This window comes from Arthrobacter jiangjiafuii (assembly GCF_018622995.1).
Lineage (GTDB): Bacteria > Actinomycetota > Actinomycetes > Actinomycetales > Micrococcaceae > Arthrobacter_B > Arthrobacter_B jiangjiafuii.
In genome coordinates, this window is record NZ_CP076022.1 from 3,478,435 (window position 1) to 3,492,409 (window position 13,975).

Consider the following 13,975-nt stretch of genomic DNA (forward strand, 5'->3'; position numbering starts at 1 on the left):
TTGCCAGCTGGCCACAGCATTGAAACACCGTTGAAACGGCAGGCTCCTAGGGTGAGGAAAAAGCCCGCTCCGGCGCGCTCACCGCACAGGAGGTCCCATGCTTGCCGACAAGCCACCGCACCTGACCATCCGTGAAGTGCCCTGGTCCAACCCGGTGGGGGCAGATCTGCGCGCGGCCCAGCAGGCTGAACTGGATTCACGGTTCGGGAGCTTTGACCACGAGGCGGATCCCCCGTCCGCCGAGGACACCGCGGTGTTCCTGGTGGCCTACGACAAGAGTTCCGGGCAGCCCCTTGGCTGCGGCGGCCTGCGCCGGCTGGATGCTGCCACCGCTGAGATCAAACGGATCTACGTATTGCCGTACGCCCGCGGTTCCGGCGTGGCAACCGCAGTGCTCACCGCGCTGGAATACCGGGCCCGGGCCGCTGGCTATGCGGTGATCAAAGCCGAGGCGGGTTCGGCCCAGCCGGACGGGCGCCGGTTCTACCAGCACGGCGGGTACAGCGTGGTGCCGAACTACGGGCCGCACGCCGGACGGGAGGAATCGGCCTGCTATGCCAAGCGCCTCGGAGAAGAGACCCGGGCACCGGCCCGGCCCGGGGCGGGCAGTACCCGGCCGGAAGCGGGGCGGCTGCCCGGCCGGACTCAGTAGTCGGTGCGGCGCTCCGCGGCATTCCAGGCGTTGAACGGAGACATGGCTTCGCTTCCGTCACCTTCGGTCAGCTGCGAAACCGGCATAAGGCTGGCCGCGGCGGGAGCCTCGAAATACTCGTAGAACGCGGCGTCGTCGAACCCTGCACCAGCGGCGTCGTACCGGTCGGCAGCGAAGACCACCCGGCTCACACGGGCCCACAAGGATGCCGCAAGGCACATCGGGCAGGGTTCGCAGCTGGTGTAGAGGACGGCGCCGCTGAGGTCGAATGTTCCCAGCTCCGCGCAGGCGTTGCGGATGGCGCTGACCTCGGCGTGGGCGGTGGGGTCATTGGAGGCGGTGACCCGGTTGACGCCGTCGAACGCCTTTCCTTCGGCAGTGACGACAACCGCTCCGAACGGCCCCCCGTTGTTGGCCACGTTGGCGGTGGCCAGGGTTACGGCCCGGCTGAGGTATTCGGCGTCGCTGGTAGCCATGTCGCTGGTAGTCATATGGGCGTCTCCTTGGAGCTTCGATTCCGGCACCTGGGAACAGCGGTGAGCCGGAAGGATCGTAAGGGTCTGCCAGGTAGATAACGCCCGCGGGCGCCCGCCTTCGGCAGCATGAGACTAGCACCGATGCCCTTCCGGCCGGGACTGTGACGCCAGGGCTGGAGGCAGTGCTTCACCATGGCAGGCAGCCATCCCGCCGGCGGCTGGCGCTCCACGCTCATGGCAGGCAGCCATTGAAACCACCCGCCGCCGGTGGCACTGTGAACAGCGTGCACATTCTGTGTCGCAGGTCTCATTGAACATCCTACAAGTGCAATACCTGGCGCCGAAAGGACACGATCATGGCCCGCATGATTCTCCCCAACCTGCCCGTCGCAGACCTTCAAAAGTCCACGGAGTTTTACCTGGGTCTGGGCTTTGTAAAGAACCGCCAATTCAGCAACGACGAATGCACGGCGGTGGTCATTTCCGACAACATTTCTGTGATGCTGCTGCAGCAGGACTTCTTCCAGGGTTTCCTTCCAAAAGGTGACAGCCCGCATCTTGGCTCAGCCGGCAAGGAGATCATCAATGCCCTCACCTGTGACAGCCGCGAGGAGGTGGACACGTTCCTGGCAAACTGCGCCAAGGGCGGCGGGGCCCTGTATCAGCCGGCGACCGAACAAATGCCGGGCATGTACTCGGGGTCGGCCGCGGACCCGGACGGACACATCTGGGAGTTTTTCTGGCTGGATCCGTCCATCCCCACCACTGTGGTGGAGGAAACCTCCTAAGGAAACCTCCTAAGGAAACCTCCTAAAGAGGCATCGGCTGCAAAAAGAAGCGGCGGCGCGACCCGGCGCGTGCCGGACCATGCCGCCGCTGAGCCACGGGCCGATACCGTGGCCGGCCCTTCTGGTCAGGGCCGGGCCTGAATCTCCGGAGCCGGAGAGCTGCTTCAGGAACAGCGCCTTCAGGGTGCGCGTCCGCTTCCGGGGGAACAGCGGTGCGGGCACAGGCGCCAGTGGATGCGCGGCGTTTTCCCGGCCGTTGCAGAGCCGGGAACGGCCGCACAGAATGAAGCAGGACCTGCGCCCAAGGCGCGAGGGCAAGGAACGGAGATGGACATGTCCACCACTGCGCAGATGCGCCGGGCGGCCCCGCACGTGGCCGACCGGCAGGATGTGATCCGGGTGCAGGGTGCCCGCGAGAACAACCTCAAAGATGTCACCGTAGACATTCCCAAGCGCCGCCTCACTGCCTTCACCGGCGTCTCCGGCTCCGGCAAGAGTTCCCTGGTCTTCGGCACCATCGCGGCGGAATCCCAGCGGCTGATCAACGAGACCTACAGCGCCTTTGTGCAGGGCTTCATGCCCAACCTCGCGCGCCCGGACGTGGACCGGCTCGAGGGCCTGACCACCGCGATCATCGTCGACCAGGAGCGGATGGGCTCCAATCCCCGTTCCACGGTCGGAACCGCCACGGACGCCAACGCCATGCTCCGCATCATTTTCAGCCGCCTCGGCCAGCCGCAGATCGGCTCGCCGAACGCCTATTCGTTCAACGTCCCCTCGGTGAAGGCCAGCGGCGCCATCACGGTGGAGCGCGGCGGGAAGACAAAGGCGGAGAAGGCAACCTTCAACCGGCTCGGCGGCATGTGCCCGCGCTGCGAGGGCATGGGCTCGGTCACCGATTTCGACCTGAGCGCCCTCTACGACGACAGCAGGTCCCTGAACGAGGGCGCCCTGACCATCCCCGGCTATTCCATGGAGGGCTGGTACGGGCGCATCTTCAGCGGAACCGGCTTCTTTGACCCGGATAAGCCGATCGCCAGGTTCACCAAGCGGGAGCTGCACGACCTGCTCTACAAGGAGCCCACCAAGATCAAGGTGGAGGGCATCAACATCACCTATGAGGGCCTGATCCCGAAAATCCAGAAGTCCATGCTGTCCAAGGATCCGGAGGCCATGCAGCCGCACATCCGGGCCTTTGTGGACCGGGCCATCACCTTCACCACGTGCCCCGAGTGCAACGGCACCCGGCTTGGCCCCGAGGCCCGGTCCTCGAAGATCAACGGAATGAGCATCGCCGATGCCTGCGCCCTGCAGATCACCGACCTGGCCCAGTGGGTCCGCGGCCTGAAGGAGCCCTCGGTGGCGCCGCTGCTGGCCGGGCTTCAGCACCTGCTGGATTCCTTCGCTGAAATCGGGCTCGGATACCTGAGCCTGGACCGGCCCTCCGGCACCCTCTCGGGCGGAGAATCCCAGCGCACCAAGATGATCCGCCACCTCGGTTCCTCCCTGACGGATGTCACCTACGTTTTTGACGAACCCACCATCGGCCTGCATCCGCACGACATCCAGCGGATGAACGGGCTGCTGCTGCAGCTGCGCGACAAGGGCAACACCGTGCTCGTCGTCGAGCACAAACCCGAAGCCATCGCCATTGCCGACCATGTGATCGACCTCGGCCCCGGCGCCGGAACCGACGGCGGCACCGTCTGCTTCGAGGGGACAGTGGAAGGCCTGCGCGCGAGCGGAACGATTACCGGGCAGCACCTCGATGACCGGGCACGGCTGAAGCCGGCGGTCCGCGCGGCTTCGGGCGCCCTGGAGGTCCGCGGCGCCGCGACGCATAACCTCCGCGATGTCGACGTCGATATTCCGCTTGGCGTGTTCTGCGTCCTCACGGGCGTGGCCGGCTCCGGCAAGAGTTCACTGATCAACGGCTCCGTGGCGCGCCGCGACGGCGTGGTGGTGGTCGACCAGGGGGCAATCAAGGGGTCGCGGCGCAGTAATCCTGCCACCTATACCGGGCTGCTGGAGCCGATCCGCAAGGCGTTCGCCAAGGCCAACGGGGTGAAGCCGGCCCTGTTCAGTTCCAATTCGGAGGGGGCTTGCCCGGCCTGCAACGGCGCCGGTGTCATTTTCACCGATCTGGGCGTCATGGCCACGGTGGAATCCACCTGCGAGGAATGCGGCGGCAAGCGTTTCCAGGCCGCAGTACTGGAATACACACTGGGTGGGCGGAACATTGCCGAGGTACTGGGCATGTCCGTGACCGAGGCCGAGGTCTTCTTCGGCAGCGGAGACGACGGCAGCGCCCCCACCCCGGCGGCGCACAAGATCCTGGGCCGGCTGGCCGACGTCGGCCTCGGCTACCTGCACCTCGGCCAGCCGCTGACCACCCTCTCCGGCGGCGAACGGCAGCGCCTGAAGCTGGCCGCGCAGATGGCCGAGAAGGGCAGCGTCTACGTCCTGGACGAGCCCACCACCGGGCTGCACCTGGCCGACGTCGAACAGCTGCTCGGGCTGCTGGACCGGCTGGTGGATTCGGGCCGGTCGGTGATCGTCATTGAGCACCACCAGGCGGTGATGGCGCACGCGGACTGGATCATCGACCTGGGCCCGGGGGCAGGGCATGACGGCGGGCGGATCGTTTTCGAGGGCACCCCGGCGGAGCTGGTGGCCGCCCGGTCCACCCTCACCGGCGAGCACCTTGCGGCCTACGTGGGAGCCTGACCGGCCGGCTCCTCGGCCGGACCGGGCGGCTCAGCCGGCAGGCTGGACGCAGATGGTGTCCATGGTGAGCGTGACGGCGCCGTCGCCGGCGTCGGCGGTCAGCGTCACCTGGATGCCGCCGGTCTCCGCCAGGGACTGCGCGTGGGTGCCGCCGCAGGGGATGTGAACCGTACCCTCGGGCAGGTCCACGGTCCAGCGGCGCAGGTCGGTGAGGCCTTCGCCGTCGCACTCGATCCGCACCTTCGCACCGGTGGCGGTCCAGTCCGCGAGGATTGCGTTGATGCCTGCTTCGGCAGCAGGCAGGTCCTGAAGCAGCGCCTCCGGCATGAAGCCCTTGCGCCGCAGGGACTTGCCCAGCCGGTAGACGTCGGTGGAGCCATGCTCGGTGATGGTGGAGGTCTCGATGGCCAGCGCATCAAAATTGGGGTTCCCGGCGGCGTCTGGTTGAACGTCCTTTTTCCAGGCCCCGGCCAGCTGCCGGTTCAGCGCCAGCGAGGCCAGGTGGCAGGCGGTGTGTCCGGCCGAGAGCGCGGCCCGGTAGGCGCGGTCCACCTCGATCCGCACCGGCTCGCCTTCAGCCACCGAAGCGCCGGCGGGCAGCAGGTGCGCGACGGTGAAGGCCCACCCCTCGGTGCCCTTTTTGACCGGGATGTCCGCGCCGAGGAACAGTGCGGTGCCGTCGGTGGCGGCGACGACGGCGTCGAGGAGGCCGTAAGCGGTTCCGTCCGCCGCAGTGAGTACCGCGCGGTCAGCGCCCTGGTCCGGCCAGCCGGCGTCCACGGGATGAACTGCGGTGGTGTCCAGCAGCACGGCGCGTGTGCCGTCGGGCAGCTCTTCAACGTGGAGAACGATGCCGGTGGACTCCACGGCGCCGGAGGGATAAGTGACGGTTGTATCTACGGTAGGCAGGCTCACCTGTCCACCCTAGCGGCTGATTCAGGAGCCGAATGGTGACGGCTGTCACTGGATTCTTTATCCGGGCGCACATGGGGGTACAGTTCTAAGTACGACGCGGGGTGGAGCAGTTCGGTAGCTCGCTGGGCTCATAACCCAGAGGTCGCAAGTTCAAATCTTGCCCCCGCAACCAAGAAGATGGTCCTGACCGGTGAAAACCGGTCGGGGCCGTTTTGTTTAAGCCGCCCTGGGTGTCCCGGGCCCCACCATTGGGAGTTTCTCAGGGCTGGGGAAAACCGTCCCGGGGCCACCACCCGGGCAAAAGGCTCGTCAGGGACGCCAGCCAGGCTTCGACGTCGTCATCCTCCCCGGAAACCCACTGCGCAATCCACGATGCGTACGCCCCACCGAGGAATGCGGCGGCAACCTCGCAGTCCAGGTCCGGGACCAGCCCATACCCCTGCCAGGCATACAGCGCCAGGAGGAACCGCGGGCGCAGCCCGTCCGCCAGCACCGCATGGAACGTGCCGGTCTGGAACAGGGCACGGTAGACCCGCCGCTCCGCGAAGGTGTGCTCCAGGATCCGGCGGAGGGCATCGGCATAGAGGACGCCAACCTCCAGCTGGGTCTTGCCCGTTCCGCGCTGGTCCACGTCCACCGCGCCAAGCCCGTTCACCACGTTTGCATAGACCGAGGCTGCGAAGTCGATGATGTTGCGGTGGTGGCCGTAGAACGTGGTGCGGTGCACGCCTGCCTTCCGGCAAAGCGCCGAGACGCTGATGTCCGCCAGGTCATGGTCCCGCAGCAATTCCCACAGCCCGGTTTCGAGCGCGCAGCGCGTGCGGGCGATCCGGGGCTCGACCGCGGGGGCCGCGTCGGGCGGGAGGGAAGGAACTGGTGCAGCCATGCCATCAATCTTCGCAGAACAAACGACAAAGGGCCCCGCCGAAGCGGGGCCCTTGGCCGTGCGCCGGCGCAGGGGGACGCCGGTACCGAGGCGTTCTTGGTTATTCAACACCTGTAGAAAAGAGTCTAGTGCAGAGCGGGCCGGCTCCGGCGCACCTGACCTTCCGGGCGTGTTGACCGGGGATGGACGGCGTGGGCCGGATCCTGAGCGGGCACTCCCCCCGCTCAACCGGCCGGTGCCGGCCGCGGCCGGCCGCGCGGCGGCAGGGGAATGATGGGCGAGGTGCGGCGCTGGTACTGGACATAGTCCGGATATCGGGACCGGGAAATGCTTTCGGTGAACAGGGTCGAGCCGGCAAAGAGCAGGGTCAGCGCCAACGCGCCCAGGATGGTCCAGTGCAGCCAGGCGCCGGTGGCCGCCACGGCAAACCCGTAGAAGATCCACCACTGCGCCTGCTCGCAGAAGAAGTTGGGGTGGCGGGAGAACCGGAACAGGCCGGATTGCAGGAATCCGGGTTGCGGGGTGCGGCCGGCCGCCCGCTCGGAGGCCTTCCACCGGTGAAAGTCCCACTGCTGCTGATCAGCGGTGGTTTCTCCCGCGAGGGCGGCCAGGAACAACACCGCCAGAATCCAGTCTGCCGGGTTGAGCGGACCCGGGTTTTGGTACACGGTCAGGGCCGGCAAGGTCATGCCGAAGATGATGAGGTTCTGATAGACGCTGATGAACAACAGATTGAAGACGGCGAACTGCCACGGCTTCAGGCGTTGTCTTAGGATCGACCACCGGTAGTCCTCACCGCCGGGAGCGTAGCCGCCCTTACGGGCGAAGTTGAACGTCAGCCGGGCTCCCCACAGGCTCACCAGCACCGCCATGAGCACCAGCCGTGGTTCGAAGCCCGACGCCGCAGCGAACACCCAGACGTAGGCCAGCGGCACCAGGGACCAGATGCGGTCCGTCCAGGAATACTCCCGCGTCATCAGGGAGAGGACCCAGGTGCCGGCGCAGGCCGCGGCAAGGATCCAAAGGCACACCAGAATCGGGGACATGTTTGGAGGATACGTCCGGTGCCAGCTGCGGGGAATGCTGCTGGCAGCCTCGGCGGCTGGCGGTCCCCAGCTAGCGGATGCCTCCAGCGGGAACCAGCTCAACATCACGGCACACGGACAGCCGCCCCAATGCAGCTGCAATCCCGACGCTGAGCCCGACGACTCCCCCGAAGGGGTCGAACCCGAACACTGCCCACAACACGGCGGAAGGCACCGCAAAAAACACGGCTACATGAATCCACTGCCGCCGTACCGGACGCAGCAACAGCCCCATCACCAGCCCCATGGGCACCCCCACCAGCAGTGACAGCCCGCCGAAGACGACCATCATAAAGAGCCACAAGCCGAAGGGGTTGAAGTCCGATCCAGGCTGCTCCTGCCCTTGAAACAGAAGGACAACGTACAGAAACGTCGCTGCCGCCAGCCAGAGTCCCGTGGCCACGGCAAGGCCCTTGATCAGGGCGTAGTTACCCAGCACCACCCGGCCGCTTCCGGCCAGGCCTTTTCCTGCACGCATCCGGGGCCGCTATTCCCCGGCCCCGGTCAGGCTCACTTCCAACTGCCCGCCCCGGACCCGGGTGCGGAACACCGGCTGCGGAGCTGTTGCCGGGCCATGGATCACTTCGCCGCTGGCCACTGAGAAGGTACTTCCATGCCAGGGGCAGACCACGCACAGCTGGCCACGGACTTCTTCCAGGTGCCCCTCTTTCAGGGGGCCGCCCAAATGCGAGCACGTGCCCGCCAGCACCGAGACGCCGTCGTCGGCCGCCACCGTCCGCAGCACCATCAAGGGAACACTGCCGAGCTTGGCTGAGGCGGGCTGGCCCACCGGGAAACCGTCCACCGGGCCCAGCGAATGCCAACCGTCCGGGACCTCCTCGGGCAGGTCCTCATTGCGGTTCACGCCAGCGCCCTGCCGGTAGGACAGGTGCCCGCCCAGGAAGCCGCCGATCCCCGCAGCGGCCAGCCCGGCAAAGGAGAGGATTTTCCCGAGGCCCTGGTTGCCCCGCCTCCGGGCTGCCCACGAGCAGGCGTACAGGGCGGTGGCCAGGACATTGGCGGCCTCGTGCACGATCCCGACCCGCTGCTGCTGCGTTTCAAGCTGCGAGAAGTCGGTGACACCGGTCAGCGCGGTAGGAAGTGCTGCCAGCGCACCGAAGCCGACCAGGGTCCGGGCGGCCCGCTCATTGCCCGGGAGCAGATCCAACACTGCGGCGGAAACCCATGCGCCCAGGGGCACTGCCACCAAGCCCGGATGCAATGGATGGCCCAGCGGAACCCCGTGCAGCAGATCCGTCACCGCGGGCTGCCCAGGCATGTTTTTCCTGACACTGCCGGACACTGTACTGGCGGCCGGATCCAGCCAGGCTGCGTCCTCGAGCTTGTCAACGACACTGACCAGGGGCAGACGTGGCATGGTGTTCTCCTCAGACGGGACCGGCAGGTCCTGAACAGGGTAGCCACCAAGCCGATCGGGCACCACAGTAAGCGGCCCGGTCTGGGCTGCCGGACCCGCCTAGTACCGGCTGCCCTCCGGCTGCGGCGCGTTGTCCAGCATGGCCAGGTCCTCATCACTGAGCATGAGGTCAGCGGCGGCAACGTTTTCACGCAGGTGCTTGGGCGTCTTGGTCCCCGGAATCGGGATCACCCGGCGGCCCCGGGCCGCCACCCACGCCAGCGCCACCTGCCCCGGCGTCGCGCCAACCCGTTCAGCGACGTCGCGCACCCGCTGCACGATGGCTAGGTTGGTTCGCAGGTTCTCCTGCTGGAAACGTGGCAGCCTGCGCCGCATATCGTCGGCAGGCAGGTCCTCAAATGAGGTGAAGCGGCCGGTCAAAAATCCCCGTCCCAGCGGCGAGAAGGGAAGGAAGGCCAGACCGTTCGCCTCACAGTAGGGCACGACGTCGGACAGCCGGTCCCGGGTCCACAGGGAGAGTTCCGATTGCACTGCGGTCACCGGGTGCACCGACTGGGCGAGCTGGATCTGTTCCACGCTGGCTTCGGACAGTCCGATGGCGCGGGCCTTGCCGTCCTGGACGGCCTGGGCCATGGCACCCCAGGACTCCTCCAGCGGCACCTGCGGATCCACCCGGTGCAGGATGTACAGGTCAACGTGGTCGGTGCCCAAGCGGCGCAGGCTCCCGTCGATGGCTTCCCGGATGTGCTCGGGGCGCCCGTTCTTCACCAGCCCGGGCATGGTCCCGGCGGCGGGAGCCGCGTTGCTGATTTCCAGGCCCACCTTGGTGGAAAGCACCGCCTGTTCGCGGAAACCACCCCTCAGCGCCCGTCCCACCAGCTCCTCATTGGTGTACGGACCGTAAACGTCAGCCGTGTCGATCAGGGTTGCCCCCAGCCCGATCGCTCCGCGGATCACGGAGACGGCGGTCTCGTCGTCGCGCTCGGCCTGCATGTCGTAGGCGTAGCTCATGCCCATGCAGCCGAGCCCGATGACGCCGACTTCGGGGCCGTTGGTCCCCAGTGTGGTTGTTCGCATGTCCGGTTCCTCCTGGTTGCCTGCTGCGTTGCCGCCCTGTTCAGAAACGGCTTCCACTGACCAAGGCTAGAAGGGGTGCCGCGTGTTCGGGAGGGAAGCCGGGGGTTTAGGGTCCAGCCGGCCCGTGTGGCAGGGTGGTGGTCATGAATTCGGGGGAACAGCCGCCAGCCACCACGTTCCGCACCCGCATACCGGTCAGGTACAGGGCTGTTCTGGGCGTCCTGGGGCTGACCGCCGCAGGCGGCAGCGCTCTTGCCGCCCTCGAGGCCGGCCCTCTGCCGCTGGTCACCGGCCTGCTGATCGCGGCCGTTTTTGCGCCGATCCTGATGATGACAGCCCGGATTTCGGTTGGGGAGGACGGTGTGCAGATCCGGGTGGCGGCCCTGTTCTCAACGCAGATCCGGTACCGGGAAATAACCGGCATCTCGGCGGGACCGGTCACCGGGCTCCGGGAAGGCATGGGCCTGCGGATCCTGCCCGACGGAACGGGGTACCTGGTGGGCGGTCCGTCAGTCCGGATCGACTGCGGCAGCACGGCCGTGGTGGTCTCCTGCACCGATCCCGAACGGCTGCTCGCCTGCCTCGGCCCACGCCTGGAGGCGGCGGCAGGGCGCTAAACCGTAGCGCCGCAGGATAGCCGGGCCGGACCTGAGGTTTAACGGACGGTGCCGCCCTCCTCCGTCACGGGAGAAGAGCGGCACCGGCGCTGTTTCGGTTCAGCTACCCGGTTCGCGTCAGCGGGCAGACGCGCCGTCCACACCGGCCACGGCAGGGGCGGAACCGGCGTCATCCGCTTGAACCTCGGCGTGCGGATGGCGGCGCTCCAGCGACGCGCCTTCCACATCGACGTCGGGCAGGATCTTGTCCAGCCACTTCGGCAGCCACCAGGCCTTGTCCCCGGCCAGGTGCATCAGCGCCGGGATCAGCAGCATGCGCACCACAAAGGCGTCCAGGAGGACACCGAAGGCCAGCGCGAAACCGATCGGCCGGATCATGGTGCTGTGCGAGAAGATGAAGCCGCCGAACACCGCGGCCATGATGATCGCCGCGGCGGTCACCACTGAGCGGCCGGCCCGGACGCCCTGGGCAACAGCCAAACGGGCCGGCGCTCCGTGGGCGTAGGCCTCGCGCATGCCCGAGCCCAGGAACAGCATGTAGTCCATGGCCAGGCCGAAGAGGATACCCACCAGGATGGTCGGCAGGAAGCTCAGGATCGGGCCGGGGGTCTCCACGCCGAAGACGGCGGAGAGCCAGCCCCACTGGTAGATCGCCACGACGCCGCCCAGGGCTGCGAAGTAGGACAGGATGAAGCCGAGGGTGGCGATGACCGGAACGTAAAGGGACCGGAATACCAGGATGAGGATCAGCAGCGACAGGCCCACCACCACGCCGAGGTAGATCGGCAGGGCTTCGGAGAGCTTCTCGGAGATGTCGATGTTGCCGCTGGCGGAGCCGGCCACGCCGATCTCGTATTCGCCGTTCAGCGGAGACATGTCCCGGAGCGTGTGCACCAGGGTTTCAGTGGATTCGCTGGTGGGGCCCTCTTCCGGGATGACCTGGAAGGCGGCCACGGTGCGGTCCTCGGAGGAACCGATCGGCGCAATTGCCGCCACGTCCTGCGCCCCGAAGATGGTCCGGGCGATTTCGGTCTGGGCCGCCAGCGCTTCTTCCTCGGTGGGCTCGCCGGGGATTTCAGCCACTACCAGCAAGGTGCCGTTCTGTCCCTCGCCGAACTTCTCGGACACTGCGGCGTAGGCCTGGTACTGGCTGGAGTCGTGCGCTTCGGCTGAACCGTCCGGCAGGTTCTGCCGCAGGTCCAGGGCCGGGATGGCGATCAGCAGCAGGCCGGCAATGGCGGCGACCACGGTGAGGATGGCCCGGCCGGTGCCCATGGGCTTGGCCTGCACGCTTTCGGGACGGCCGTTGCCGGCGGCACCGGTTGAAGCGGCAGTGTTATGAGCGTCGAGGGCAGCCCGCTCCTTGCGGCTGAGTACGCGTATTCCGGCGAGTTTCAGCAGCGCCGGGGTCAGCGTGACGGCGATGAGCACAGCGATGGCAACGCAGGCTGCACCGACGGTGCCCATCAGGCCCAGGAAGGGGATGCCGGTGACGTTCAGGGCCAGCAGGGCGATGAACACGGTGGCACCGGCGAACACCACGGCATTGCCGGAGGTGCCGTTCGCCAGGGCGATGGATTCCTGCAGGGTGTAGCCGGCCTTGAGCTGGCGGCGGTGCCGGTTGACGATAAACAGGGCGTAGTCGATACCCACGGCCAGTCCCAGCATCAGTCCGAGCACCGGGGTGATGGAGGCCATTTCGACGACGCCGGAGAAGGCCAGCGCGCCCAGGGCGCCGATACCGACGCCGATCAGAGCAGTCAGCAGGGGCAGCCCGGCGGCGATGAAGCTGCCGAGCATAACCACCAGCACGACGGCGGCGACCACCAGGCCAACCACCTCGCCAATGCCGAAGAGGCTGGGGACGGCGGCGGAGATCTCTGCGGAATAGTCCACCTTCACGCCGTCGATCGACGCGTCGTCGAAGGCCGCCACGACGGCGTCCTTGGTCTCCTGAGTGATTTCCATCTGGGATTCGCTGAAGACAACGTTCACCACTGCGGCGCTGCCGTCCTCGGAGACGGTACGGATTTCCTTGGCCATCTCCAGCAGCTCGGCGCCCTGTTCGGCAGGCAGCGCCTGGGCTTCAAGCTCGGCGGTCCCTGCCTCCAGGTCCGCACGGCCGGCATCCAGCTGGGCCTGCTGGGCATCCAGGGCGGCGAGCATTTCCGCCGGTGCACCGGCCGCCTCGGCCTGCGCCCGGGCGGCGTCCAGCTGGGCCTGTCCGGCGTCGAGCTCGGCACGGGCCTGGTCGAGCTGGGCGCGGCCGGCGTCAATCTGCGCCTGGCCGTCGGCCAGCTGCTGTGCCTGCGCCGCACGCTCTGCCTCGGTGGCAAAGGGGTCGACGACGTTTTCGACGCCGTCGATTTTCGCCGTCTCGGCGACCAGTGCGGAAATGTCCCGCTGCTGCTCCTCTGTAAAGGCCGAGCCGTCCTCGGTCTGGACAATGACCGAACCCGATCCGCCCGACGCCGCCGGGAGCTTTTCCTGCAGCCGTTCGGTCACCTGCGTGGTGGGGGTGTTCGGGATGGAGAAGGAAGTGGCAAGGGTGCCGCCGAAGAGCGTGAAGGCGACCCCGGCGATCACCAGCACTGCGAACCAGGCCGCAAGGACGGTGCGCGCGCGGTGCGCCGCCGCCCGGCCGAGCCGGTAGAGGAATTCAGCCATGAGAGTCCTAACAGGGAGGAAGGGTAAGTGGAAGGGCAGGTATCAGTGCAGAGGCTGCGGTGGGGATTCGTTGCCGTGCCCGTCCCGGACTGCCGCTATCAGGCGTTCCAGGAGCAGGGACCAGACACGACGGGATTCGGGGGTGTCCACTGCGCCGGTTTCTGCGGCCCAGTGGTGATAGAGGACGCCCACGCCGCCGGCGAGTGAGCCGACCAGCAGGTGCACGGCCAGCTTGTCGGCTTCCGGCCGCCGGGCCAGCATCTCAGCCAGGAGCCGGTCGCTTGCCTCGGTGAAAACACGCAGCGTCATCAGGGCCTGCCGCGGAGACGGGTCCTGCTCGGGGCAACCCAAGACCCGCGTCAGGTAGGCCATGGGGGCAACCAGATCGGCAGATCGGAACGCGGCGGCCATTTCCTCCATCATGGTGGCCTCGCCGCAGTCGCCTGCCGGCACGGCGGCAAGGCTTTCGATGACGGAGCTGAGGACATTGCCGCACGCTTCCGTGACGACGTCGTCCACCGAGGAAAAGTGGTTGAACACCGTGCGGCGGGAAACATCCGCGCGCTCGGCCAGCTGCTCGACGGTGAAATCGGTGCCGGACCGTTCATTCATCAGCTCCGCCGCGGCATCAACGATGGCCTGCCGGTGACGGGTCTTCAGCGCCACGCGGCGGTCAGCGGGAAGGTTACTCAGCACGCCTTTACACT

Annotated in this window: 13 protein-coding genes and 1 tRNA gene; 5 read left to right on the top strand and 9 right to left on the bottom strand. The window is 67.2% G+C overall.

Going from position 1 to position 13,975, the window contains the following annotated elements:
* Positions 1-97 precede the first annotated feature (97 nt).
* Positions 98-652 (top strand): GNAT family N-acetyltransferase, encoded by a 555-nt coding sequence (locus KKR91_RS16365; protein WP_210227262.1) that lies wholly within the window; start codon positions 98-100, stop codon positions 650-652.
* On the opposite strand, the gene KKR91_RS16370 is transcribed toward KKR91_RS16365, so the two are convergent.
* Positions 646-1,143 (bottom strand): nucleoside deaminase, encoded by a 498-nt coding sequence (locus KKR91_RS16370; protein WP_210227261.1) that lies wholly within the window; start codon positions 1,141-1,143, stop codon positions 646-648. The two genes, KKR91_RS16365 and KKR91_RS16370, sit on opposite strands and share 7 nt — an antisense overlap.
* Positions 1,144-1,484: 341 nt before the next feature.
* Between KKR91_RS16370 and KKR91_RS16375 the strand changes: the two genes are divergently transcribed.
* Both KKR91_RS16375 and KKR91_RS16380 read left to right on the top strand, forming a co-directional pair.
* Positions 1,485-1,916: a VOC family protein gene (locus tag KKR91_RS16375; protein ID WP_210227259.1), complete on the top strand. Its 432-nt coding sequence runs from the start codon at positions 1,485-1,487 to the stop codon at positions 1,914-1,916.
* 327 nt (positions 1,917-2,243) lie between these two features.
* A complete protein-coding gene (locus KKR91_RS16380) occupies positions 2,244-4,643 on the top strand; it encodes an ATP-binding cassette domain-containing protein (RefSeq protein WP_420481408.1) in 2,400 nt (799 codons plus the stop codon).
* A gap of 30 nt (positions 4,644-4,673) precedes the next feature.
* Here KKR91_RS16380 and KKR91_RS16385 read toward each other — a convergent pair whose 3' ends face one another.
* Positions 4,674-5,558 carry an alanyl-tRNA editing protein gene (locus KKR91_RS16385; protein ID WP_210227258.1) on the bottom strand — a complete coding sequence of 295 codons (885 nt, stop codon included), beginning with the start codon at positions 5,556-5,558 and terminating at the stop codon, positions 4,674-4,676.
* A gap of 95 nt (positions 5,559-5,653) precedes the next feature.
* Here KKR91_RS16385 and KKR91_RS16390 point away from each other — a divergent pair.
* Positions 5,654-5,730: transfer RNA gene (locus KKR91_RS16390), tRNA-Met, on the top strand.
* A gap of 87 nt (positions 5,731-5,817) precedes the next feature.
* Here the strand turns inward: KKR91_RS16390 and KKR91_RS16395 are convergent.
* From KKR91_RS16395 to KKR91_RS16415, 5 genes are all read right to left on the bottom strand, one after another.
* Positions 5,818-6,444, bottom strand: coding sequence for a TetR/AcrR family transcriptional regulator (locus KKR91_RS16395; RefSeq protein WP_210227257.1), 627 nt, complete (start codon positions 6,442-6,444; stop codon positions 5,818-5,820).
* 224 nt (positions 6,445-6,668) lie between these two features.
* Positions 6,669-7,490 carry a DUF1295 domain-containing protein gene (locus KKR91_RS16400; protein WP_210227256.1) on the bottom strand — a complete coding sequence of 274 codons (822 nt, stop codon included), beginning with the start codon at positions 7,488-7,490 and terminating at the stop codon, positions 6,669-6,671.
* A 70-nt stretch (positions 7,491-7,560) separates the two neighbouring features.
* The gene (locus KKR91_RS16405) at positions 7,561-8,007 is read right to left on the bottom strand and encodes a hypothetical protein (protein ID WP_210227255.1); all 447 of its coding nucleotides are present in this window, start codon (positions 8,005-8,007) and stop codon (positions 7,561-7,563) included.
* Positions 8,008-8,016: 9 nt separating this feature from the next.
* The gene (locus KKR91_RS16410; protein ID WP_210227254.1) at positions 8,017-8,907 is read right to left on the bottom strand and encodes a Rieske (2Fe-2S) protein; all 891 of its coding nucleotides are present in this window, start codon (positions 8,905-8,907) and stop codon (positions 8,017-8,019) included.
* A 99-nt stretch (positions 8,908-9,006) separates the two neighbouring features.
* On the bottom strand, positions 9,007-9,984 hold the full coding sequence (locus KKR91_RS16415) for an aldo/keto reductase (RefSeq protein WP_210227253.1): 978 nt from the start codon (positions 9,982-9,984) through the stop codon (positions 9,007-9,009).
* 143 nt (positions 9,985-10,127) lie between these two features.
* On the opposite strand from KKR91_RS16415, the gene KKR91_RS16420 reads away from it, so the two are divergent.
* Entirely contained in the window at positions 10,128-10,601 is a 474-nt protein-coding gene (locus tag KKR91_RS16420) for a hypothetical protein (RefSeq protein ID WP_210227251.1), read from the top strand.
* A gap of 117 nt (positions 10,602-10,718) precedes the next feature.
* Here the strand turns inward: KKR91_RS16420 and KKR91_RS16425 are convergent, their stop codons facing one another.
* Both KKR91_RS16425 and KKR91_RS16430 read right to left on the bottom strand, forming a co-directional pair.
* Positions 10,719-13,268, bottom strand: a complete 2,550-nt coding sequence (locus tag KKR91_RS16425; protein ID WP_210227250.1) for an MMPL family transporter — start codon at positions 13,266-13,268, stop codon at positions 10,719-10,721.
* A 42-nt stretch (positions 13,269-13,310) separates the two neighbouring features.
* A complete protein-coding gene (locus KKR91_RS16430) occupies positions 13,311-13,964 on the bottom strand; it encodes a TetR/AcrR family transcriptional regulator (protein ID WP_237687422.1) in 654 nt (217 codons plus the stop codon).
* Between the last annotated feature and the right edge of the window lie 11 nt (positions 13,965-13,975).